The sequence below is a fragment of the Desulfosoma sp. genome, assembly GCA_037481875.1.
In the GTDB taxonomy this organism is placed as follows: domain Bacteria; phylum Desulfobacterota; class Syntrophobacteria; order Syntrophobacterales; family DSM-9756; genus Desulfosoma.
Genome location: JBBFKY010000002.1, coordinates 167,264 through 189,441, shown reverse-complemented (window position 1 = coordinate 189,441; position 22,178 = coordinate 167,264). Strand labels below are relative to the sequence as shown.

The 22,178-nt window shown below is 52.2% G+C and carries 20 protein-coding genes and 1 pseudogene; 8 read left to right on the top strand and 13 right to left on the bottom strand.

The genetic code is table 11. The features are described from left to right. Nucleotides 1–34 precede the first annotated feature (34 nt). On the top strand, nucleotides 35–538 hold the full coding sequence (locus WHS46_03675; GenBank protein MEJ5347771.1) for a rhodanese-like domain-containing protein: 504 nt from the start codon (nucleotides 35–37) through the stop codon (nucleotides 536–538). Between the two features lie 216 nt (nucleotides 539–754). Beyond that, entirely contained in the window at nucleotides 755–2,224 is a 1,470-nt protein-coding gene (locus WHS46_03670) for a cation diffusion facilitator family transporter (GenBank protein ID MEJ5347770.1), read from the top strand. A 40-nt stretch (nucleotides 2,225–2,264) separates the two neighbouring features. Here WHS46_03670 and WHS46_03665 read toward each other — a convergent pair. The 4 genes and pseudogenes from WHS46_03665 to WHS46_03650 all read right to left on the bottom strand — a co-directional run bounded on the left by WHS46_03665 (nucleotide 2,265) and on the right by WHS46_03650 (nucleotide 5,000). Continuing rightward, nucleotides 2,265–3,190, bottom strand: a pseudogene (locus WHS46_03665) (ABC transporter permease). Nucleotides 3,191–3,324: 134 nt separating this feature from the next. After that, the gene (locus tag WHS46_03660) at nucleotides 3,325–3,696 is read right to left on the bottom strand and encodes a hypothetical protein (GenBank protein MEJ5347769.1); all 372 of its coding nucleotides are present in this window, start codon (nucleotides 3,694–3,696) and stop codon (nucleotides 3,325–3,327) included. Between the two features lie 82 nt (nucleotides 3,697–3,778). Then, nucleotides 3,779–4,165, bottom strand: coding sequence for an ATP-binding cassette domain-containing protein (locus WHS46_03655; protein MEJ5347768.1), 387 nt, complete (start codon nucleotides 4,163–4,165; stop codon nucleotides 3,779–3,781). A 16-nt stretch (nucleotides 4,166–4,181) separates the two neighbouring features. After that, complete coding sequence (locus WHS46_03650) at nucleotides 4,182–5,000, bottom strand: alpha/beta hydrolase (protein ID MEJ5347767.1); 819 nt, start codon at nucleotides 4,998–5,000, stop codon at nucleotides 4,182–4,184. On the opposite strand from WHS46_03650, the gene WHS46_03645 reads away from it, so the two are divergent. Next, on the top strand, nucleotides 4,920–6,098 hold the full coding sequence (locus WHS46_03645; GenBank protein MEJ5347766.1) for a DUF3108 domain-containing protein: 1,179 nt from the start codon (nucleotides 4,920–4,922) through the stop codon (nucleotides 6,096–6,098). The two genes, WHS46_03650 and WHS46_03645, sit on opposite strands and share 81 nt — an antisense overlap. 126 nt (nucleotides 6,099–6,224) lie before the next feature. On the opposite strand, the gene WHS46_03640 is transcribed toward WHS46_03645, so the two are convergent. Beyond that, nucleotides 6,225–6,659, bottom strand: a complete 435-nt coding sequence (locus tag WHS46_03640) for a thioesterase family protein (protein MEJ5347765.1) — start codon at nucleotides 6,657–6,659, stop codon at nucleotides 6,225–6,227. Between the two features lie 58 nt (nucleotides 6,660–6,717). Between WHS46_03640 and WHS46_03635 the strand changes: the two genes are divergently transcribed. After that, on the top strand, nucleotides 6,718–7,269 hold the full coding sequence (locus tag WHS46_03635) for an SRPBCC family protein (GenBank protein ID MEJ5347764.1): 552 nt from the start codon (nucleotides 6,718–6,720) through the stop codon (nucleotides 7,267–7,269). 567 nt (nucleotides 7,270–7,836) lie between these two features. On the opposite strand, the gene WHS46_03630 is transcribed toward WHS46_03635, so the two are convergent. After that, nucleotides 7,837–8,796 carry a sulfite exporter TauE/SafE family protein gene (locus tag WHS46_03630; GenBank protein MEJ5347763.1) on the bottom strand — a complete coding sequence of 320 codons (960 nt, stop codon included), beginning with the start codon at nucleotides 8,794–8,796 and terminating at the stop codon, nucleotides 7,837–7,839. A 611-nt stretch (nucleotides 8,797–9,407) separates the two neighbouring features. On the opposite strand from WHS46_03630, the gene WHS46_03625 reads away from it, so the two are divergent. Further along, nucleotides 9,408–10,511, top strand: a complete 1,104-nt coding sequence (locus WHS46_03625) for a TOBE domain-containing protein (GenBank protein ID MEJ5347762.1) — start codon at nucleotides 9,408–9,410, stop codon at nucleotides 10,509–10,511. Nucleotides 10,512–10,903: 392 nt separating this feature from the next. Next, complete coding sequence (locus WHS46_03620; GenBank protein MEJ5347761.1) at nucleotides 10,904–12,742, top strand: hypothetical protein; 1,839 nt, start codon at nucleotides 10,904–10,906, stop codon at nucleotides 12,740–12,742. Nucleotides 12,743–12,789: 47 nt separating this feature from the next. Here the strand turns inward: WHS46_03620 and WHS46_03615 are convergent, their stop codons facing one another. From WHS46_03615 to WHS46_03585, 7 genes are all read right to left on the bottom strand, one after another. Beyond that, the gene (locus WHS46_03615) at nucleotides 12,790–13,137 is read right to left on the bottom strand and encodes a DUF4405 domain-containing protein (protein MEJ5347760.1); all 348 of its coding nucleotides are present in this window, start codon (nucleotides 13,135–13,137) and stop codon (nucleotides 12,790–12,792) included. Nucleotides 13,138–13,394: 257 nt separating this feature from the next. Beyond that, nucleotides 13,395–14,513, bottom strand: coding sequence for a metallophosphoesterase (locus WHS46_03610; GenBank protein MEJ5347759.1), 1,119 nt, complete (start codon nucleotides 14,511–14,513; stop codon nucleotides 13,395–13,397). Between the two features lie 4 nt (nucleotides 14,514–14,517). After that, entirely contained in the window at nucleotides 14,518–15,015 is a 498-nt protein-coding gene (locus WHS46_03605; GenBank protein ID MEJ5347758.1) for a hypothetical protein, read from the bottom strand. Nucleotides 15,016–15,026: 11 nt separating this feature from the next. Beyond that, nucleotides 15,027–16,874, bottom strand: coding sequence for an ABC transporter ATP-binding protein (locus WHS46_03600; protein ID MEJ5347757.1), 1,848 nt, complete (start codon nucleotides 16,872–16,874; stop codon nucleotides 15,027–15,029). Nucleotides 16,875–16,880: 6 nt separating this feature from the next. Next, a complete protein-coding gene (locus tag WHS46_03595) occupies nucleotides 16,881–18,656 on the bottom strand; it encodes an ABC transporter ATP-binding protein (GenBank protein ID MEJ5347756.1) in 1,776 nt (591 codons plus the stop codon). Nucleotides 18,657–18,663: 7 nt separating this feature from the next. After that, nucleotides 18,664–19,320, bottom strand: a complete 657-nt coding sequence (locus WHS46_03590) for a queuosine precursor transporter (GenBank protein MEJ5347755.1) — start codon at nucleotides 19,318–19,320, stop codon at nucleotides 18,664–18,666. 286 nt (nucleotides 19,321–19,606) lie between these two features. Continuing rightward, the gene (locus WHS46_03585; GenBank protein ID MEJ5347754.1) at nucleotides 19,607–20,200 is read right to left on the bottom strand and encodes a flavodoxin family protein; all 594 of its coding nucleotides are present in this window, start codon (nucleotides 20,198–20,200) and stop codon (nucleotides 19,607–19,609) included. A 92-nt stretch (nucleotides 20,201–20,292) separates the two neighbouring features. On the opposite strand from WHS46_03585, the gene WHS46_03580 reads away from it, so the two are divergent. Then, complete coding sequence (locus WHS46_03580) at nucleotides 20,293–21,069, top strand: hypothetical protein (protein MEJ5347753.1); 777 nt, start codon at nucleotides 20,293–20,295, stop codon at nucleotides 21,067–21,069. Beyond that, nucleotides 21,066–21,818, top strand: a complete 753-nt coding sequence (locus tag WHS46_03575) for an NAD-dependent deacylase (protein ID MEJ5347752.1) — start codon at nucleotides 21,066–21,068, stop codon at nucleotides 21,816–21,818. Before WHS46_03580 ends, WHS46_03575 begins: the two co-directional genes overlap by 4 nt. Nucleotides 21,819–22,178: the final 360 nt, after the last annotated feature.

The window sequence follows — 22,178 nt, the reverse complement described above, 5'->3', positions numbered from 1 at the left end:
AAAGCGCCTCAAGGTAAACTCCAAAGGTAAAACCATGGTCGTGGACAATCGTAGGTTTTGGGTAAATCCATGGAGCCGAGCTCTCCGCCAAGCTCTGGGGCTTATGGGTGTGGCTTTGGTTTTAGCCTTTGTGGTGAACAGCTTTCGATCCGACAGTCTTCCTTGGTTGGGTGACCGGGTTCAGCCATCCGCAGATGTCCAGATGGGTGGTTTGGAAATTTCCCTTGAAGAAGCCCAGCTCCTTTATTTTACGGAACAGGCGGTGTTCTTGGACGCTCGACACCCCGAGGCCTACCAAAGCGGGCATATTGAAAAGGCTCTAAACCTTCCCTGGATGTTTTTTGAAGAATGGACTTCGAGGGTTTTGGCAAACATTCCCAAAGAGACGCCCATTATCACTTACTGTGATGAGGGCTGTAATTTGAGCCGACAATTGGCGGCGGCCCTGATGGCTCAAGGGTATACTCAGGTAAGGGTCTTGGTGAACGGATGGACCGAATGGCTGAAAAACGGGCTTCCCGTGGCTTCGCAGCCGTAATGGATGCTGTAACAGGCTTAAACTGGGACTTGAGTATGAACGGAGTCTGTTAAAAGATAGCCCATGGGTCTGGTCAGACGGCCTTGGTGATGGGGCGGCCGCATCGTTCGCCCTGTAGATGGGATGCGCATGGCTGAAGACAGAAGGTGTTCCGTCTAGGTTCTTGTCAATGGGGCGGACACGTTGGTCCGCCGTTGAAGAGCTTCGGAGGAAATAGTGTCAAGTGAGCATGTTTGTTCGAATGGGAGAGAGGTTTCCGGAGGACGCTTGCTTTTGACCATGCTCCTCAACCTCCTCATCCCATCGGCTCAGGTGGCCGGCGGCATTTTGGCCAACAGCGTGGCCCTTCTTTCCGATGCCACTCACAACTTCAGCGACTTCGCTGCGCTGCTGATCGCCTACATCGCGTGGAGAGTCGGACGAAAAGGAGCGACCACGCGCCATACCTTTGGTTTTCGGCGTGTGGAAATACTCGCCGCCCTCCTGAATGTCCTTATCCTTGTCGGCGCGTGCTCCGTCATTTTCGTTGAGGCTTTGCAAAGATTCCGCCATCCTCAGGAGGTCTCCGCTCCATGGGTCATAGCCTTGGCGACGGTAGGCGTCTTTGGAAACGGCCTGTCTGCGCTGCTGTTACATCGGGATGCAGCGCACAACCTGAACGTGCGCGGGGCTTTTTTGCATATGCTGGGGGATCTTTTAACCTCGGTCGCGGTCTTGATCAATGGAGCGGTCCTTCTTTTTAAACCGTGGGCCTGGCTGGACCCCTTGCTTTCCATCATTATCGTGGCTTTGATTCTTCGAAACTGCTGGGGCCTGCTTCAGGAAGCTGTTGCTGTGCTTATGAACGCTGCACCACGCCATGTGGACGTCACGGCGGTCAAGAAAGCTCTCGAGGCTGTGCCGGGTGTACTCAACGCCCATTACCTCCATGCCTGGTACGTCAGCTCTTCCAGCATCGCCTTTTCTTGTCATTTGGTGATTCCGGATCAAAAGCTCAGCGAAGGTGAAAATGTACGACGTCTGGCCGAAGAGGCCTTACGGCGCCAATTCGGCATCGATCACGCTGTCATTCAGTTAGAAACCGATCGGTGCGGCAACGGATCGCTGCTGTGTGAAGGATCTTGCCAAGGGACGGTCCAGGCCGAGACTAAGCCTCGAACACCTTCCATAAACCTTGATGAGTCTTTAAAAGGGATCCATGAGACACAGGGAGACGGCCTCAAAGCAAAGTCCGTCCGAATTCAAGAAAAAGCCTTGATGGCTATGCGCCTTGTGTTAGGGCTTGTGTTTCTTTACGCTTCTTACGAAAAAATCCTTTATCCATTGGATTTTGCTCAAACGATTTACAATTATCGGATTTTGCCATCCTGGGCTGTGAATCCCGTTGCTCTGGTGCTTCCATGGCTGGAAGCGGTGCTTGGGGTTTGTTTGATGGCCGGATTATGGCTTCCCGGCGCTCTCACAACAACTACGGGACTTTTGTTCATATTTTTGGTCTCTCTCCTATTGAATATCCTTCGCGGGGTAGATGTGGATTGCGGTTGTTTTGGTGGGGGTGAAGGGAGTGGATTTTCTTCCATGAAAATCAGTGCTCTTCGAGATGCCGTGCTTCTGGTCTTGGCGGCGGCGGCGACGTGGCGGGTCATGAAGTCCGAGAGCACGACTCACGGCTGGCTTTCAGGCTGACACCCCGGTCCGAGAAAATGTGGACAGTAAAGCTGCAGTTTCAGCGTAGGGTGAGCCTTCCCGACTCTCTTCCGGTCGAGGTGCCGGCGCAAGCCCCACCACTAAAACACCTCCACAAGGAGGAAGGTTCCTTCCTCAAGGCGTTTCCAACGATGGTGAAGAGGCTGTCCCACAATTGAGAATGAGCCATTTCAGGCCAAGTGGTAGGGGCACGGGATGTGGCGCCCTCTTGGAGAATCCATTTCCTCTTGATATTCCCAAGGCTTGCCAAAAAGAGCGCCGCACGGAAAAGAGCCAGCACCGAAAGAATCAAGGCCACGGGTCGGACCGCTCGTCCGTTGACAGCTCCGTGCAGCACATCCGCGCCGTACGTGAGCGGTAGGAGATAGGACACGGGTCGAAGCAGCAATGGCAGACGTTCCACAGGAAAGAACAACCCGCACAAAAAGATCATGGGAAACCGAAAGAAGTTGGAAAAGGTCTGAGATTTAAAGACGTCCCTGACAGCACCGCGATGAAAAGCCCCAGAAAAGTCGAAGCCACGGCGATCAGGACCACGGCGGCTCCAAAAAACCACCAAGACACCAGGGTTAGATCGGTAACAAAGGCGGCAAGAATCACAGGAACGAACGCCTTGGCAACGCCGAAAAGAATGGCGCCGCTTGTCTTGGCAAGCATGAGATGCATCAAGGAAATGGGAGCCAAAAGCAGGCGTTCAAAGGACCGATTCTTCTTTTCAAAGGTGACGGTGACCGCCGGCATGGAGGTGGTGCCGAAAAGAATGGAGACCGCCACGATACCGGGAAGAATCTGGCGAATGTGATGCAGGCTTTCGCCGGTTTTGATGAAAAACATGGTGGTCCACGCCAAGGGAAAAATGATTCCCCAGCTGATGTTGGGGGGCTTGAGGTAATAGGTGCGCATGTCTTTCAGCAGAATGTTCCAGAAGGCAACGGCCGTTCTCATTGCAATGCCTCCTTCCATAGCTTTTTCTTTTTCCCTTTTCAGAGCTTCCGCGGCCAGGCCGGTCACCTGCACAAAGACATCTTCCAAAGACGGTCGACCCAGTCGGACTCCCAAAACTTCCACGCCACCGTCTTTCAGCGCACGCACCAGAGGCCCGACACGAATGGGTCGGCGGCTTCAAGACGCAAAAGCTTCCCGTTTTCCAAGGAAAAAGTGACTCTGGAAAACATGCCGCGACCATCTTCAAGGAGTGCGCCTGAAATATCCTGAACACCGTGGACGTTCAGCACAAAATGATCCTTGACCGGCTGCAACAGGTTGGCGACCGAATCCATTCGGACGATGCGACCCGAGACGAGAAAAGCGATGCGGTGGCAGACCCCTTCCGCTTCTTCGATGTAGTGGGTGGTCAGAAAGATGGTCGTGCCGACTTCATGGAGATGGGCGATGAGCTGACGGACATGGCGAGCACTGGCTACATCAATTCCCTTCGTAGGTTCGTCCAAAAAAAGAATGGCAGGCCGATGAATGATCCCTGCCGCCAGGGTCAGTTAGCTTTTTATCCCTTTGGAATAACCGCCGAATTTTCTATGAGCGGCGTCCGCCAGGCCCAAAGCCTTCAGAAGTTCTTCCACGTCGTTCCCATTCCCGGCGGGGCATTCCATAGAGCGCTCCACAGAAGCACAGGTTTTGAAAGCCGGTCAATTCCGGATAAAGATTGCTTTCATCCGGCGCCACACCGATCCGATGCTGAGTCGTTTTAGGGTTTCGTGAGTAGTCGTTTTCAGCGATCATCACGGTTCCGGCGTCAAGGCGAGCCAGACCCGTGAGCATATTGACGGTTGTGGTTTTGCCGACCCCGCTGGGCCCGAGCAATCCAAAGATTTCTCCTTCGTCCACATGGAAAGAAATGCCGGAGACGGCTTCCACGGAACCAAAGCTCTTTCGAAGTCCTTCCCCCTGAATCACGGGCACGTCACGATGGTTCCTCTTAGGACTTTGAAAGCCCATGGGTTTCTCGAAGAAACTCCACCATGGCATCAAAGAAGGCTTCCCAATCTGGAGGACAGTCATTATGATCGGCTTCATAAGAGAGAAATCGGCCATGACGGGCGGCTTGGGCCAAGGATTTCCCATGGGAATAGGGAACCACGGAATCGTGGGTGCCGTGGACGATGAGCACGGGCCCCGAGTAAGAAGAGACGACGGACTCATTATCAAAAGGATCTCGCACGAGAAAGCTTGGAGCCAGATACCTACGGGCAAAAGGCCGTAGGCTGGTGAAGGTGGACAGAAGAATGAGAGCTGCAGAAGGTCTTTGGGAAGCTAGAGCACACACGGCTCCACCGCCGATGGATCGACCGAAAAGAATGACCTTGGCTGAGTCCACCTCGGGTCTTTGCCTCATGAGGTCATAAGCGGCGCAAAAAGCCTGGGTGATGGTTTTTTGGGAAGGCCTTCCCGTGGATCGACCATAGCCGGGATATTCCAGAAGAAGCACATGCAATCCGCGACGCGTCAACCCACGAAAGGTATCCGGCCACATATCGATGACTTCTCCGTTACCGTGCGCATAGATCACCAGGGGTTTTGGAACGTTTTCGGAAGATTCGCTTCGCAGCAGCCATCCTTCGACTTTCGCCCCAGGAATATCCACCCAGAGGGGTTCGACAAACTGTGGGACGTAAGAAACATCAGGCGTGCCGACAAACAGCGCGGGAAAAATGAGATGACGTTGCAGAAAAAACAAGAACACGCAGTAAAGCGCATAGAATGCGACACAGGTCAAAATCAACCGAATAACCGACATGCTATGGAGTTCCTTTCTGTTCTCATCTTCGTTCTTCTTGCGACATGCAACGGGATGGCTGAGGTTTACTCCAAGCAGAATACCCAAGGGGCGGTTAAGTGCCCCAGCCTAAATTACAGCATTTTTTGGAACGGAATGCCCGCCGGAAAGGCACAGCTTCAATGCCATCAATCCGACGAAGAAGTCTTGGTGCACCTCAAAGGCGAAACCCACGCCGTCTTGGACGCCCTGTATCGACTAAGAATCACGGCAAAATCCCGACTCCTTGCCGATGGTGCCGTCCCGTTAGAATACCAGGAAAATACCCGAGAAGGTCGAAAAAACACAAAAACCACAACCTTTGTTTTTGCGCCTGAACAAAACATAGTGAATGTGTTCAAAAACGGGAGGCTGCGAAGAACCCTTCAGGTTCCAGCCGGTACCATGGATCCTTTGGGAGGTGCCTATCGTTTTCTTTATCACTTTCGAGAAAATGGCAAGCCCAACTTCCTACGAGTCACGGATGGCAGAAGAATTTTCGAAATAAGCTTTACCTTCAAAGGTAACGAGGCCGTAAAGACCCCATGGGGGAACCACGATACCGAGGTCTGGCAGGCTTCTGTGCGAGTTCTAACCGGCAAGCCGCATGCCCTTGAAAAATCTTCCATACGTCTATGGACTCTCACAGGGAGCCCTTCTATTGTGGTTAAGATGACAGTGGCTCTTCCCTATGGAGAATTTTCCACACAATTGGCCGAGCCTGTGCTGCCGACGCCCCCAGCAAAAATCTCGGGTAAGTTCTTTTGGGGTGGAATGGCCGCGGCTCCAGTAAAAATTCTTGGCCACACCCGTAGGGGTGGAGCGCCTACGGACTTAGCAAAAATTCTCGCAAACGCTTTCAGGGAAGGACCGATGAGTCCGCCCTTAAGGTATTCAGGCGCCCCAAGCCTTGGGGCGGACACGCAGGTCCACCCTTACAGTCGGAAAATGGGGGAAACTTACGAGATTACCCGACAACGATACACGGCCATATCTCTCTTTGAAGCGCACATCTTTGTCACGCTCATGATGCGAACAAGGTCCGCACTCCCGGCAAAGAATTCTCAGGTGCGCTCGTAGGGGCACAACCCCACAGACCCAGAAAAAATCACGGGCAAGCATCAAAGTGCTTAGCCTTCGTGGGCCACAGGCCAAGAGCGACACGCCTAGGAAAACCAGAGCGCCTCGTGACGATTCGGCATCTTTCTAGACCGTTTGCCCCTCGAGGTCTAAAATGTAGCGTCGTACGACTTCCGGGAGCGGGGCTTTGGTGCGCTTTCGATAATCGTAAGAAACAATCGTGGCATCGCCTTCGGCCGCAATTTTTTGGTGACGATGACTGACGATACGGTACTCCATACGGAACCGGTCCACATCCAGGTCGGGCACACGGGCCCCTACGGAAACGGTGTCCGGGTAGGTTAGGGGCATCCGGTAGCGGCATTGTGTGGAGGCGAGAATTGGTCCCAGTCCGGTTTCTTCCATGATTTTCATGTAGTTCATTTTGAGAAAGTAGGCGATACGAGCTGTTTCCATATACCGAAAGTACACCACGTTGTTCACATGCTGAAAGGCATCCATTTCACCCCAAACCACAGGCAGCTCAACGATCACCGGAAAACCACGGAGTAAATCTTCCATGCGCAAGGCCTCCTCTCCAGCTCACCTAAGCTCAAAGTTAAATCGAACTTTTACAATAATGACCCCTCTATCGCAAGAATTCACAAAAACAGTCGCCGAAAGGGGCTTTGGATCGTTAGGTCGAGGCCTGAAGGTACGAATTTTTGAGACAAAAATCCATCTTACCTATCCCATGGAAACCGTTTTTTCTTTTTTTGCCGACGCGGCCAATTTGCAGCGCATCACTCCACCTGCCTTGCACTTTCGAATCCTCACTCCATTACCCATTGCCATGGGGGCTGGAACCCTAATTGATTATCGATTGCGCCTTTTCGGTATTCCCTTCGCCTGGAGGACCCGTATCACCGAGTGGAATCCACCCCATCGTTTTGTGGACGTGCAAATCCGTGGTCCGTATCGACTCTGGGTGCATACCCACACTTTTCATGAATTGCCTGAAGGTGTGTGGATGCATGATCGAATCCACTGGGCTCTTCCCCTGCACCCCATGGGAGAATGGGCCGCCCCCGTTATCGGCGCTTTAATCACTTGGATTTTTCGATACCGAGCCCGCACCATACCTCTTTTGCTGCGAGAGAAGGATTGCAAGAGATTGTGCTTCGCACACTGAGCGCGCGAGAATGAAGGGCAATCCATGAACGAAAGCCCAAAAGCCCATTGGATGCGCACATTTCACCAGATAGCACTCGAATGCTGGCGCCGAGCCTTTTCACGGCTCTGGATCGAGGACTGAGAAGACTGCTTCAGGGTCTGCAAAGAAAGTGGAGCACCCGCAAAAATCTGGGACCGACGAACTTGGGGGCCGGGTTCGCTGAAAGAGGCCGAAGGCTTTTCACTAGGCTCGTTTGCGCCAAGAGCGACCTTGAACGCAACTGGTCGCGCACCTATCAGCGGCGAGTTTCATGAATCGGGAGATCAAAAGCCCTGAAAGGCACCAATTGAGGGATTCCGGCATCGTTACAGAATGGGTTTGCTCTATCAATCCCGCCTTAGCATTACTCCTATACTACCTCTTTCATTGATCCAACCTCTTCCTTCTCAATCTGAAAAGCACCAAGGCATGAGGGCACCGGTGATCTTGACTCGTTGAAATCCGAACACGTGCGCTCTGTGGGGGCTGAAGTTGTGAGCGCGCGGGCCTATGAGAAGCTGGAGAGGTGCGTCGACCGATTTCGTCCTACCGTAAGAAATCCATGACATACTTTGCCGCCGTAGAGACGATGATCCCGGCAAGCATCCATTTGATGGCTCGTGCCGGAACGTATTTTTGGCAGCGGGCTCCAAGATACATCCCCGCCATGCCGCCAAGGCCGAAAAGTAGGCCCAAAAACCAATCCGGCGCTACGGACATGTTGGAATAAAAGGGAGCCATAGCCTGATAAAAAGCTACTCCGGCCACAGATGTAACAAAAGTGCCCATGAGTGCCGCTCCGGCCACCGTGTAAATAGGCAGCTTGAAAAAACTCACGAAGAACGGAGCAATGATGGCCCCACCTCCGATGCCGTAGATACCGCCCACAATGCCCACGATAAAAGCGAGTGCAAAAATGCCCCAAAAGGGCACATCATAGGATTCTTCATAGAAAGTGTAGCCGAGCCGACGGCTGGTAAAATGGGTCACCTTGACTGTTGGAAGCGCCTGCACAGCACCTTCACCGGCTTGAGCCGCCAAGGTTCGGTGACGGCGTACCATTTCCTGAAACCTCGTTTCGGCATTAGCTTTTGTGTTCCCTTTCGAGTCTTTCTTGAGCAGATCCTGCATCATTCTCAGACCGATGTAAAGCAGGACACCGGCCGCAAAAAGCTTAAAGTGCTTCGGGTTGGGAAGGTACGCGACGCGGACCAGAGCTCCAATGAGAACACCGGGGAGCGTGCCGAAGACCACAACCCACGTCAGAGGCCACACCATGCGGCCTTCCCTCCAATAGCGATAAACCCCGCTGGGGATCGCCACGATATTGAACAACTGATTGGTGGCACTTACCGATGGAGCTGTATAGCCCAAAACAGACACCTGAAAAGGCAACAGGAGAAACGCTCCGGAAACACCGCCCATGGACGTAAAAAAAGAGATGCCAAAAGCCACCAGGGGTGGAATCCATGGAGCCACCTCAATGCCTGCCGTAGGAAAAAACATACCCTCTCCCCCTTGTCTAAAAGATCGTCTTCTAGTCTGACACGAAAACGAACTCTTTCGTGTCATTATAGAGGGGGTTCTTTAAAGGATCAAGCCCTGTGAAGTCTGCGGAAGCCTAAATCGAGCAGTGGGTTTCACGAGGGTATTCTTTTCTTTTTCCAGTGCCGTCGTGATCCGCATTGGCGGGGACAGACCCATGCACACGCCCCTGTGAACCCTCTGGATGATTTTAAGGCAAGAACACCGCCTCTGTCCGAACCAGTTTCCCTGACACGTTTCGCCATCGATAGGGGATGTGCTGATGGCGGACATGTCAGTGCGCCGGTGTGGACTGCTGCTGATCAGTCTCCCATGACACAATGCATGACCCGATTAAGTCGTGACAAATCTATCGGGTTGGAAACGCTTTCCCAAGCGGATTCAGGCTTGGCGAAAGCACTGCTGTTTGTGGCGTAAAAAGGGCCAGTTGTGATACATAGGGCGTCCTATGATGTTCAGATGGTAAGAAAGCTGGAACAAAGACTTTTTTAAGAGTTGGGAGAAGAAACAGACATCTTCTTGGTGGCGGGTTCCAGGCAAAAAGGAAGGATGTTCGGAAAGAGGAACTCCTCATGAGCCCCAAATCCCGAGTGAAGCATCCCGATGGCCGTCAAACCGAGAGCCGCCGTACGACTGTCCGTTCCAGTCGCACGGAATGCTTGGATACGGAAGGGCTGCGGCGGTTGGAGGAGTCCTTCCGCCGATGGGTCGAGGAGACTTCGACCCATCGTACGGCAAGACTGCGGATCTTTCTTATTTTCCTGCTCATTCGCCATACGGGCGCCAAACTTAATGAGGTGCTTCGTTTGAATCCTTTTGAGGATATCGACTGGGAAAATCGATCCGTGGTTCTCCGAGGTGAGAGGAGCCGCCATGGTTCGTTTGAGCGTCTTGTCGATGTTTCGCGTCACGGCCTTCAAGACATTCGAGCTCTTGTGGAAGACCCTGGGTTTCAGGGGCAGGTGAAAGGATCTCTGCTGCTGGATGCCGCTTTTGTTCGCCGAAAATTTTACGAGAGAGCCCAAGCTTGCGGCTACGCTCCATATCTGGGTGGGCCCGAGATGATCCGCAAAGCTCGTGCCATGGAACTTCTCAAAGGCCATATTCCTTTACCGGTCGTGCAAAAAATTCTTGGGACGACCGTCTCCAAAGCGCCTTTGCCTTATCCGTCCTTTTCCGACAAAGACATTCACCACGTGATGAGACTTTTTCTTGAACGGGAGTCGGCCGGACAAACCAGTGCTCGAAACGCCTTTTACGGCCGAGTGGACAAGGTTCTTTGCGGAGATATTCAGGCTACGGTGAATCTGCTCACCATTGGAGGCCACCGCATTCATACGGTCATCACTTTGGACAGCCTTCGTCGCCTTGGTATTCGGGAAGGAACCTTTATGGTCGCAGAAGTCAAGGCTCCTTGGCTGATCCTTGTCCAGGGGCTTAACGAACCTTTGGTGAGCTGTGAAAATCGATTCCATGGAACGATTCGTCGAATCCTTGCGGGACTGGTGACAACGGAAGTGACTGTGGAACTTGCCGACGGCACGGAATTGTGCGCTATTGTCTCTTCCGAGAGTGCCCGCCGCATGGGCGTGAAGGAGGGGAATCCGGCCTGGGCGGTTTTTTCGGCTCACGCCGTGGTGCTGCATGGACACAGTGGCGATCTGCCGTGGTCATGAGAATTGGGATTTTCGATAAGGATTTTTCTGACTCTTAAGAACTTAAGACGAGCCCAGAAGACAGGTGAATAAAATCTATGGGAAGAGGCAAGCAAAAAGTAGGAAAGATTGACATTTATGTCCTTGCTGAGTGGGAACAAGGCTGTCGTGGCAAAGGACCGATTGAACACGCAGATTTGCCCCGACAGGGTCAAGAAGTGCGGGGTAACATCAGCGCGTCCGTTCAAGCACTTGGAAGTGTGTCTGTGAAGGCATTTGTTCCTCGAAGCACGGGGGTCCCCTTCGTACATATGGCGGGTCGGAGGCCCTCGCTCCGAGGAAAACCATCACCTTTTTTCACTCTTGGACAAGCACCCAGCTGTAGGGGAAACGAGGCGACAAAGGGATGCCACGTGCGCCTTGGAAGCATTCTATGTTTTTTGATCCTCTGGGTCGGCCTTATGATCGTGGGTCCGGTTGCCGTGGCGGTACCTTCCGCGTACGCCCAACAACTTCAAGAAAGCCCCGACCAACGTCTTCAATTACAGGTACTCCAAGCCTTGAATCAGATCGCCATCTCTTTAACCCATATTCTCACCTACAACGACAAAGTGGTCCTGGACCAGGAATACAACACCATTATTAACAACCTGAACCTCAACAAGATACCCGACGCCGACATTATCAGCCTGCTTCAGGAACTCATGGATCTACTCACCACTTCCAAAATACAGGAACACGAAAGGAACTACCTTGCACGCAGCTATGAAAAAACCGTTCAATCCGAACTGAAAAAGCGCCTTCGAAAACGCATCTTGGAGAGCGACCTGCTCCTCAACCCTTACATGGGTGTCCTTAGCGCTATGCTCAATGTGGGCTCTTTTTACTTCAACTACCGTGACCACATGGATGATTACAAGAAAGAGCGCGAAGAAGCCGCGTGGAAAATCGAAGCGACCATCCTGCAAGGCATCAACAACTTTTACAAGAAGCTGCTCAAATACTCGTGGGACCTTATGCGTCGATACAACCTACCCGACGAATGGCGCCTTAACGAAAAGCAGCTGACCGATTACACGGCTATCCTGAAAGAACCCGATATCGAACGCCGTTTCCGTAAATTGGAAAGGCTGGAAAGCTCTTTTCAGATGTTTCCCCCTTATTGGTATTACCGTGGACAGGCCGCCTATGAAATGGGAAACCACAAGGAGGCTTTGAGCTGTTTTCTGCGCTTTCAAAGCATTCATCAGGGCATTCTCAGAAAAGATCCTTTCGCGGCCTCTACCGCCATGCATAAGATCATGCTGAAAATTCAGGAAGCTTCCCGGGAAGAGATCCGTCACGACCTTGAAGTGATTTTAGCCAATTCGGACAATGAGGACTGGGGGAACATTCTCTTTGCCGCTCTGCACTATGCGCGCTTAGGAGATCACCACAAGGCAGGGCGACTCATCTTGCAGAACATGGACAACGGGTACATGGCCTTCATTGAAGATCCTGAATTGATGCGCGCCGTTGGCCCTGCCTTGCTTCTAGAAGCACGGGATGAGGTGTTTCATCGCGTCATGGACGTTTTGCTGAAAAACGATCGTATCAAGAACTACGATGTGTTATGGCTTTACGGGCAGCTTCGAAACCGCGATATTCTTCGAAAGATTCAGCCTGAATTTGACCGTGTGCTGCTTCTTGCCGAAAATAAATCGTGGCTGAACCCCCTCAACGTCTTTCGAGGCGACAACCTGGCTCTGCTGTTGCCCACGCGCTGGATAGCCGACAACTTAAGAATTCAGCTGCGAGTTATCGATGAAGAAGGGGAAAGAAAGTTCGAGCCTTCCGAAATGGCTCCTTTACCGCATCATCCCGAAGTCACGGTGCTGACATTCAAAGACGCCCTTTCCACAAAGAAGTTTCTCAAGAAAAAGCGGCAAGGACAAATTGCGGTTTCCTTGGTTCGAGAAAAGCTTGCAGAGGACAGAAGCCCTCAGGAAGTCTACACAATCAGCATGATCTTTTCGGTGACGGTGATTTCTGCCGATGAGCAAGTCCGAAGAATCCATAAGTACGCTCAATACCTTATGAATCGTGCCGAAGATGGGAAAATTTTCAGCAAGTCTTCCACCGAAAAAGGTAAAAGCGAGGATTCGACCGCGAAGAAAAGCGACGCCGACGAGGAGGCCTTGTGGTTCACCAAGGAAAGACTGGTTTTGAACGGGGAGAGTTTTTCTTGGAACGATGAGGGTCTTCGGCTTTAGAAGCCTCTCTTCCCGCCGACGTCAGCATGGCGGTTGTTGTTGATCGTTCAGAATCGGGAGGCGATCCAGCTTATGAAAACCACCGGCACCCACAGCACACTCATGATCATCAGAGCCTTGGCCCACTTGTCTTGGAAGTAGCGTTTGGAGGATTGCACCACCCAATTCCAGTTCAGGACGATATGCACGACGGTGAGCACCACGAAAAGGATTCCCAGGGTTCCATGAATATCGGACCAGCTATGGCGGGCCAGCCCCAGAAAGGTGGGAGGCCCTCCCATGCCTCGACTTCCTGTGGGGATCACAAATTTGAGCAAAAGGCCAAGGACAAAAAGCGTCGTGACATTGACGTAAAGGAGTGCGCCGATAAGGTAAAGCCATCGATTCTTGTCCACGATTCCTTCCTCCCTGTGTCAAAGTCTAAGCTTAGAACCATGTCCAGTGCCACGGCATGAAGCTCCTAGCGTGTTCGAAAACTTGAAATACCAAGGTGTTTAATGCCCTTGCAAGGGAGGGGCGAGGCGCCGCCTCGCCCCTACAGCCCGAAACTGTCTCTTTTCTTGAGATGGCTGGCTTCTGGTCCGCCATTTGTGTGGGCGGGACGTCCGCGCTTTCCGGGATCAATTCGTTCTCGGACAAGTCCCAAAGCACTTCACGGCTTTCGCACCAGCTCCACAAGGGTGATTTCCGGCGCGGCCAGGAGGCGCATGGGAGGTCCCCATGTGCCGGTGCCTCGATTCGTATGAAGCACGGACCCCTCTCCCAGTTCGTAAGTTCCGTTGAAAAAAGGATACATCAGAGCGACAAAAAGAGAGAAAGGGAAAATCTGGCCCCGGTGCGTATGACCAGAAAGCTGAAGGTCAAACAGCCCAAGAGTGGCTTTACTTACCTGAGGTCTGTGTTTGAGGTAGAGCGTAAAAAGTCCATTGGAAGCAGATTTAAGCAGGCTCGATTCCGTCTCAGGCCTATCTCTCCATGTGTCGTCAACGCCAACCACATTCAAAGCTCCACCTAACGTCGTTGCGTTATCCCTGAGGAGAAGAAACCCGGCCCGTCGTGTCCATTCCATGGATTCTTGAAGTCCCACGTAGTATTCATGGTTTCCCACGATGGCCACCTTGCCCAAAGGAGGACGAAGCTCCTGGAACAAAGGAAGCAGGGGGTCAAGGGAATGAGGTGTTCCATCCACAAAGTCCCCCGTGGAAATGATAAGATCAGGACGGATGTTCCGTAAAAGTTGAACGATCCTTTCCGCGCGGGCATATGCACCGTTGAGGCCCAAATGCACATCCGATATTTGAGCGAGAAGCAAACGAGGCACATGAGCAGGGAGTTTTTCCGTCTCCAAGCGCACTCGTTCCAAGCGGATATTTTGAGCTTCCAAAGTGCTGTAGATGCTAAGAATACCCCCAACGATAAGAACAAACCATGCGGCCGGCTTGTCCGGCATCTGAGCCACACCGGTATAACCAAAACGGTGCAGAAACCATAAGAAACCGTTGACAACTCCCACAAAAAGGGAAAGCCAGAAGACCAGGAAGAGAAATCCCATCCATGGATAACCCACATGGGCGACAAGGCGTGCCTGGGTTTCCCAACCCGTTCGTTCCAGAAGACGACATACCATGGGCGCAAGAATCATGGCCATGGAAAAGATGACAAGGACCGCCCACAAAACCTTTCGGCCTTCAAAAAGGCTATGCACGCGATAAAGAAAAACCGCGTGCATGGTGGTGTAGACGGTGACAAAGACGAGCAGAAAGGTGATCATCGGCTCATTCTTTTTCGGTCTCTTTGGCCAATTCCTCTGGACTCATGGTCCAGAACGGTGTCCCGTCCTTGGTGAGTCGAACCTTAAATTCAAAATGATCGCCTTTTTTCACCTTGGATGCCATGAACACTTCTTGGCCTTCCACATCGGCCCAGCATCCGGACACTTTGACTGTATCCCCCACCTGTAGGCCCATGGTTTTGGGATCGATAAACCATCGTGGACCTAAGTGCACCACGGTTTTCGCTCCATCTTTGTCCTCCAAAACCAGAGCCACCCCGGGACTCATGCCTTTCATAGGGACGACCTCTTGAATCTTCACGATGGTGCCCTTGATCTTGTCCCGTTCCTGGGCCTTATACAATTGGTTATAAGCGCTTCCCTTCTCCCACCCTCCCATTTGTTCCAGGGCGGGTTGCGCCAGGGAAGAGCCGGCCATTCCAAAAGTGAGGCACAAAAGTGGGAAGAAAAGCTTAAGCGGGTTCAACTTTTTGCCAGCCATGGCATGCTCCTTTACTTTGAGAATGAAAACCGGTTTGAAGATTCAAAATCTCCATTAACCTTCGTCGAGCGACACACCAGACTGCTGTGGAGGAGTCTGGCGTAATAACCGTTTTGTCGAAGCAGATCTTCGTGGCGCCCCGATTCCATCACGCGGCCGTTTTCCAGCACAAGTATTCGAGAGGCTCTTTGAACCGTGGAAAGCCGGTGCGCAATAAGAATCGCCGTTCGACCCGTCAACACCTTTTCCACGGCAGCTTCTATGTCTCTTTCCGTGGATGAATCCACATTAGACGTAGCCTCATCAAGTATAAGGATCCTCGGGTCTCGTGCCAATACGCGCGCAAACGCCAAAAGTTGCTTCTGTCCCGCCGAAAGATCTACGCCTCCTGGACCGATGAGAGTCTCCAATCCTTGAGGAAGACGGCGAATCAGGGAGCCAAGCTGAGCGAGTTCTACGATGCGATCCAATGACTTGGCATCCAAGGTTAAATCCAGGCAGATGTTTTCACGAAGTGTTCCCGGCACAAGAAAAACGTCCTGCATGACCAAACCGATTTGCCGACGCAGCCATCGCACATCCAAACATCGCATATCATGGCCATCCAAGAGAATCCGGCCATGCGTGGGTTCGTAAAACTTTTCCAGTAAATGAATCAAGGTGGTCTTGCCGGCTCCCGTTGCCCCGACAATCGCCAAAGTTTCTCCTGGATCCACATGAAAGGAGACATCTTGAAGCACGAACCGGTCATCATCGTAGCTAAAATAGACGTGCTCAAAGGTAAGCGCACCGCGTACGTGAGGGAGGGTCTTGGGAGCGGAGGGTTCGGAGAGTGATTTTGGGGTGTCCAGCAATTCAAAAATTCTCTCGGCAGAGGCTAAAGCCGATTGCACAATGGAATACTTTTGGGAAAGTTCCCTTAGAGGCTGAAAACATAATCTCACATAAGACAGAAAGGCAATCAAAGTTCCTAGAGTCATGGATTCGTTCAGAATACTTCGACCACCATACCAGATCATGATGGCCACGGTGGTGGAATGGACCACTTCAATGAACGGCATGAAAACACCAAACACGTGAATTTGCCGAAAAGCAGCCAGACGGTGGGCTTCGTTGAGGCTTTCAAAGCGGGAGGCTGTGTCTTGTTCCCTTTGAAAAAGCTGCACAATGAAAAGACCACTTAGAACTTCCTGTAAAAAAGCGTTGATGCGTGCCAGTCGTGTTCGAAGCTCTCGAAAGGATTCTCGAGCCAGGCGGCTGAACAACAAAGTCACCACAACCATCAAGGGAATGACTGTACAGAGCATACCGGTTAGGCGCCAATCCATCCAAAACAGGATGACCAGGATACCGAAAAGCTGAAGAAAATCATTAAAAACGGTCACCACGACCGAGGTCATGGCTTCATGCATGTTTTGAATGTCGTTGGTCAATCGTGTTACCAGTTTCCCTACGGGATGTCGGTTGAAAAAGGCCACGTCCAGATGCACCACATGATGAAAAAGGCGTTGTCTGAGGTCGTGCATCACTTGCTGGCCGGCCCACTCCAGAAGGACGACTTGAAAAAAGTTCGCCAGAAACCCCAAAAGCATAAGACCAATAAAAAGCAAGGCGAGCAGGCGTAGGCCATGCAAGCGGTCTGTCCAGGCCAAATTTTCCGCAGTAATGTATCGATCCACGCCCACCCGGACTAGATACGGAATGATCAAGCCGGCTGCGGAAATCACAAGGGAGAGCAAGGCCGCTCCCAGAATGGGTTTCCAATACGGCCGTAGGATTTTCAACAGACGCTTCCACAGTTTGAGATCTCGAATGCGTCCCAGCTGAGCTTCTTCAAAGTATCCGTAACCGTAATGCATAAAACCTCAACGCACGCACTCGGAGCGAGTCTGATGCTGGTAAATGGTTCGGTAAAAGGCATTTCGGACCAAAAGATCGTGGTGGGTGCCGGCATCCACCATACGGCCGTTTTCCATGACAAGGAGTCTGCCGGCGTCCATGAGCTGGGCGATTCTGTGAGAAATAATCAAACAGGTTTTGCCTCGGCAATAACGTCTTAGATGCTCCAGAATCAGGTGCTCTGTTTCGGTATCCACCGCGGAAAGACCGTCATCGATAATGAGAACCGGCCGGTCGAGCAGAAGGGCTCGAGCCAATGCAATTCGTTGACGCTGCCCACCGGAAAGCAGCACCCCTTTTTCCCCAATACGTGTGTCATACCCTGAAGGCATGGCAAGGATTTCTTCGTGAATGGCGGCGGCTCGAGCTGCCGCTTCGATATCCTTTCTTTCGGCGTAGGGTTTGCCAAAAGCGATATTGGCCGCCACCGTGTCTGAAAAAAGAACCCCTTCTTGAGGCACATAGGCAATGAGAGATCGAAGGTCGGTGAGGCTCAGATCGTTGACGTCGCGGCCGTTCACCGTGTAAGTGCCTCGAGGCACGGGATAGAGTCGAACCAGAAGATGACATACGGTGGATTTGCCGGCACCCGTCGGTCCCACGAGTCCCGTAATGCCGGGTTCCAAAGTAAGGGAGCATTCATGGAGCACGGGAGATTCCATGCCTGGATAGGTGAAAGTGCATTCGTGAAGCCTTAGGATCAGAGGCGCCGCAGGAACGCAAACAGACTTCGGGGGATCGCTTAAAGCAGGGCGGTCGTTTAGAAGATCCTGAATCCGTTGCAAGCTCGTCAATCCTCTTTGGAATAGATTAGCCACCCAGCCGAAAGCCATCATAGGCCATGTGAGCAGGTGCAGGTATGTGATGAAAGCAACGAAATCACCTGTCGTGATGGTCCCTTTCATGGTAAGGAGGCCACCGAAGTAAAGGACAAGCAGCACGCTGGTGTTCCCTACCAGACCGGCAAAGGGGAAAAGCGTCCCCTCCACCATGGCCGCTCGCAGATTGTGATGCACATAGGCTCGCCCCAAAACATCAAACCGTTTTGTTTGCGCCTCTTCCTGATTGTATGCTTTGAACAGTCGAATCGAGGCGAGAGTGGTGCGAGCGCATTCGGTCAGTTCTGAAAATTTTTCCTGGACCTTGACAAACCTTTCATGCAATCGACTGGACAAGAACTGTGTGGCCAGAGCCAAGAAGGGTAGGGGAGCCACGGCGATGGCTGTGAGCTTTCCATGCAGAGCCGCCATAAAAGCCAGAGTGGCCAGGCTCATGAAAACCGCATCCACAAAGGCTACCAGGCCCATGCCTGCGGCAAGTTGCACAGAGGCAAGATCATTGCCGGATAGGGCAAGAATGTCGCCGGAACTTCGTTTGTGCAGGGCGATTCGGTCCAGCGTAAGCACATGCACCACCATGTCCCGGCGAATGTCTTTTTCCAAAAATCGAGAAAAACCGAGAAGAAAATGTCGCCAGAAGTACCTGAGGACGGCAATAAGAAGGGCAAGGGCAATAATTTGAGCCGCCCGGAATGCCAATTGGTCGGAATCATGGCCCAAAGAAACGCCGTCTATGGCGTGTTTCATGACACGAGGAATCCATAGTTGAAGGATATCCACCGCGGCTAAGCACAGAAAACCCACCGTGAGACGCCAGGCATACCGACGCACCAAAGGTTCAAGGAACCTCAGAGCACCCAGAACATCTTGACTCCGGGGCCTTCTGGCCGGGTTGCGGTTCACATGGCCCTCACCGACTTGAAGAAGCCTGAAGCACCGGCGACGAAGGGGCCCATCGCCGGGTTTTCAAAAGCCAGACGGCGGCATAGACCACGGGGGTATCTATGAGCGCAATGGCGAGTTTGATGACCCACTGGCCAAAGATTAGTGGCGTTATGGGCATCAGGCCGTAAAAGGCAATGGTGATAAAGACCACGGTGTCGATAAGTTGTGACAGGGCTGTGGAAACATTGTTTCGAACCCATAGGAATTTTCCCCCAGTGAGGCGCCGTAGCAGGTGAAAAGCCCACACGTCATGGTATTGACTCAAAAGATAGGCGGTCAAGGAAGCCACAATAATCCTCGAAGTACTGTCCAAGACCGTTCGAAAGGCGGGATCATGAGGCCAAAAAGGAGCTGGTGGCCATAGGATGGCCAGACGTACCAGAATCAAGGAAAAGACAAGGGCGACAAAGCCTCCCAAGACCACTGTGTTGGCCTTGTCTCGTCCCCATAATTCGCTCACCACATCCGTCACCACAAAAGTTACGCAATAGGCCAAAACGCCGGCTGGAACCACTAGGTCAAAAACCGTAATGATTTTGCTAGCCAGGACCGACGCAATGACCAAACTACCGACAAAAAGGCTGTTGAGAAAAACAAAGGCTTTCTGACTTTTATCTTCCATGGCATTCCTCTTTTTTAGACCAATCTGAAAGCAGGCCAGCCACTCCGTAAGCAAACCATCTGTCCTGGAGGATAGGCTTGCTTGCCCGTAACCATCTGTTGGGGTATGCCAGCATGGCAGCCCCAATCCATCTGTGGGGGCGGAACGATGTGTCTGCCCCACAACTCAGTCGCCCTTACAACCATGGGCGAGAGAAACCTAATCCCAAAGGCGCGGCCCTTCGGCCCATTGATGATGCGGGTGGAACGCCCGCACTCCTGAAAAAGAGCCCTTCTCGGGGAAGCTGTTAAGTCCCACCCATCAGAATTCGAGCGAACTCTTTACCTTTTTCACGAGCGGCGATCAAGTCCTCTGGGTGTTTGAGGATATCGCCTTCAGCATCTACACCGCGCACCAGAAGGCTATCCCACAGATCGGCTCCCAAAGCGTCAAAGAAATAGCGGGCGGTCAGCAGCACGCCGTCAAAGAGTTTTTTACCTCGAGTAGCCCCGGCGGCGATAAAGAAGCCTCGACGAGGATAATCTTTGGAACCAAATGGAATTTCATCGATCCAATAACGCTTTACCCACAAGGATTGGCATCGATCCATGAAGATCTTGGTGTGTGCAGAAACCGTGTAAAAGAACACGGGCGAGGCGAGCATAATGCCTCGGGATGCCACGATGGCATCTGCTACCTTTTGAAAATCATCATTGATGACGCACCGCCCCGAAGTCTTGCAACCGTAAAGTTCGAGGCATGGAGAAATGTTAAGGTCACGCAAATAAAAGCAATCCACGACGGCTCCGGCTTCGCGAGCGCCTTCGACGGCATGGGAAAGCAGGGTGGAGGTGTTTCCAGATTTTCTCGGGCTACCGTACAAAGCCACGATGTGCACCATGGAATGACTCCTTTTCCTGAAAGGTATGGTTGCGAAAATTTTGACATGAGAAATGACTTTATGTCACATAAAAATCGTGAAGGGAGAAGAAGATGTCCGAGGAACGCCTGTCTCTTGGAAAACGCCTTCGTCAATGTTCCTCTGTGCGCTGCGTTGGCGTGCAGCCTAACTGGTTCGACTATTCCCAAGACGTCCGAGAAAGAATCGTCCAAAGTCCAAAGGTTTATTATCCAAGCCGTTTGTATGAAGATCTCTTCCGGTCTCTGGGAAAAATTGTTTTTCCTCGAAACTACTACGCTTTCATGGGCCATAAGATTCGGCAAACGTCTCTTTTTCAACTTCTGAATGTGCCGCACCCTCGAACCAAACTCTACTACGGCACAAACCGAATGAAAAAGATTCTTCGAGATTTTAGTTTTCCCATGATCGCCAAGAAGCCCGTCGGCTCATCTCAAGGTGAAGGAGTATGGCTGCTGCGTTCCAGAGAAGATCTCGTCGTGTATCTTGCCGATCATCATCCGGCATATATACAAGAATATCTCCCCATCGACAGGGACCTTCGGGTTGTGCTCATCGCTCAACAAGTGGTTCATGCTTATTGGAGGCTGGCTCCTTCGGGTGATTTTCGAAACAATGTGTCCCGAGGCGGCACCATCAGTTTTGAAAACATACCTAAAGAGGCTTTGGATTTCGCACGATGGACCGCTACCGTGTGCCGCTTTGATGAAGTCGGCTTGGACATTTGTTACGCCCATGACCGCTGGTGGGTCCTTGAAGCCAACATGGTCTATGGGCTGGAAGGATTCCGGCGCCGAGGGCTCGACATATACGGCATTTTTCGATCCTTGGATGAAGGAGGGGCTCTGTGACTCGACCGGAACAAATAACGAAAAATGTGGCCCTGGTTCGAGAAAAAATACGAGAAGCCCGTCACCTTGTGGTGCTCACGGGGGCGGGCATTTCTGCAGAATCCGGCGTTCCGACTTTTCGTGGAGCAGGAGGTTTGTGGCGCAGCTACCGGGCGACGGATCTGGCCACACCGGAAGCCTTCGCCAGAAATCCTCAACTGGTGTGGGAATTCTACAACTATCGTCGTGAAATCCTCAAACCCTTGCAGCCTAATGCAGCCCATAAGGCCCTTGTAACCTTGGAAAAACGCATTGAACGGTTCCTCCTTCTCACTCAAAATATTGACGGACTGCATCAGGCGGCGGGATCCCGCCAAGTTTTGGAACTGCACGGCAATATTTGGTGGGTTCGGTGCACCCAATGCGGTCGCAAAACCGAAGATCGGCGTGTGCCTCTGCCGTTTCCGCCCTTATGTGACGGCTGCGGGGGGATGCTCAGGCCCGATGTGGTCTGGTTCGGTGAAACCCTAGACCCCGAAGTGCTCCACAAGGCTTACAATACTTTGGAAAATTGTGACTTCATGATGGTCATCGGGACCTCCGGCGTGGTCCAGCCCGCCGCTTCTATGGGCCTCTATGCTCAGCAGCATGGGGCCTTCGTCGTGGAAATCAACCTGGAACCCACCCCTTACAGCCGCGCCTTTAACGTGAGCCTGCAGGGAAAAGCCGGAGACCTTGTCCCTCAGGTGGTGGACGAAACATCCAACTAGAAGCCTGCTCGAGAACCCGCGATACCAAGGTCTTTAATGCCATTTCAAGGGAGGGGTGAGGCGGCGACTCGCCCCTACAAAGGCGAAACCGGGCTTTTTCCTGGGACTGCGGGCCTTGAGCCCGGCTTTTGCGCGGGCGGGACACTTGCGCTCCCAGGGACAAATCGGTTCTCGAACACTTTCGTAGGGAACCGTCTCGATTTCCCTAAACCCGTTTCCACGAACCACTACAATGACTTAATGACCCAATTTTCTCTTATCCCAACCCATTTCCACAACCCACTTCACTAACTCAATGACTCTATAACTCAATGACTCAATAACTCAATAACTCACTAACTCGATGACTCAATAACTCAA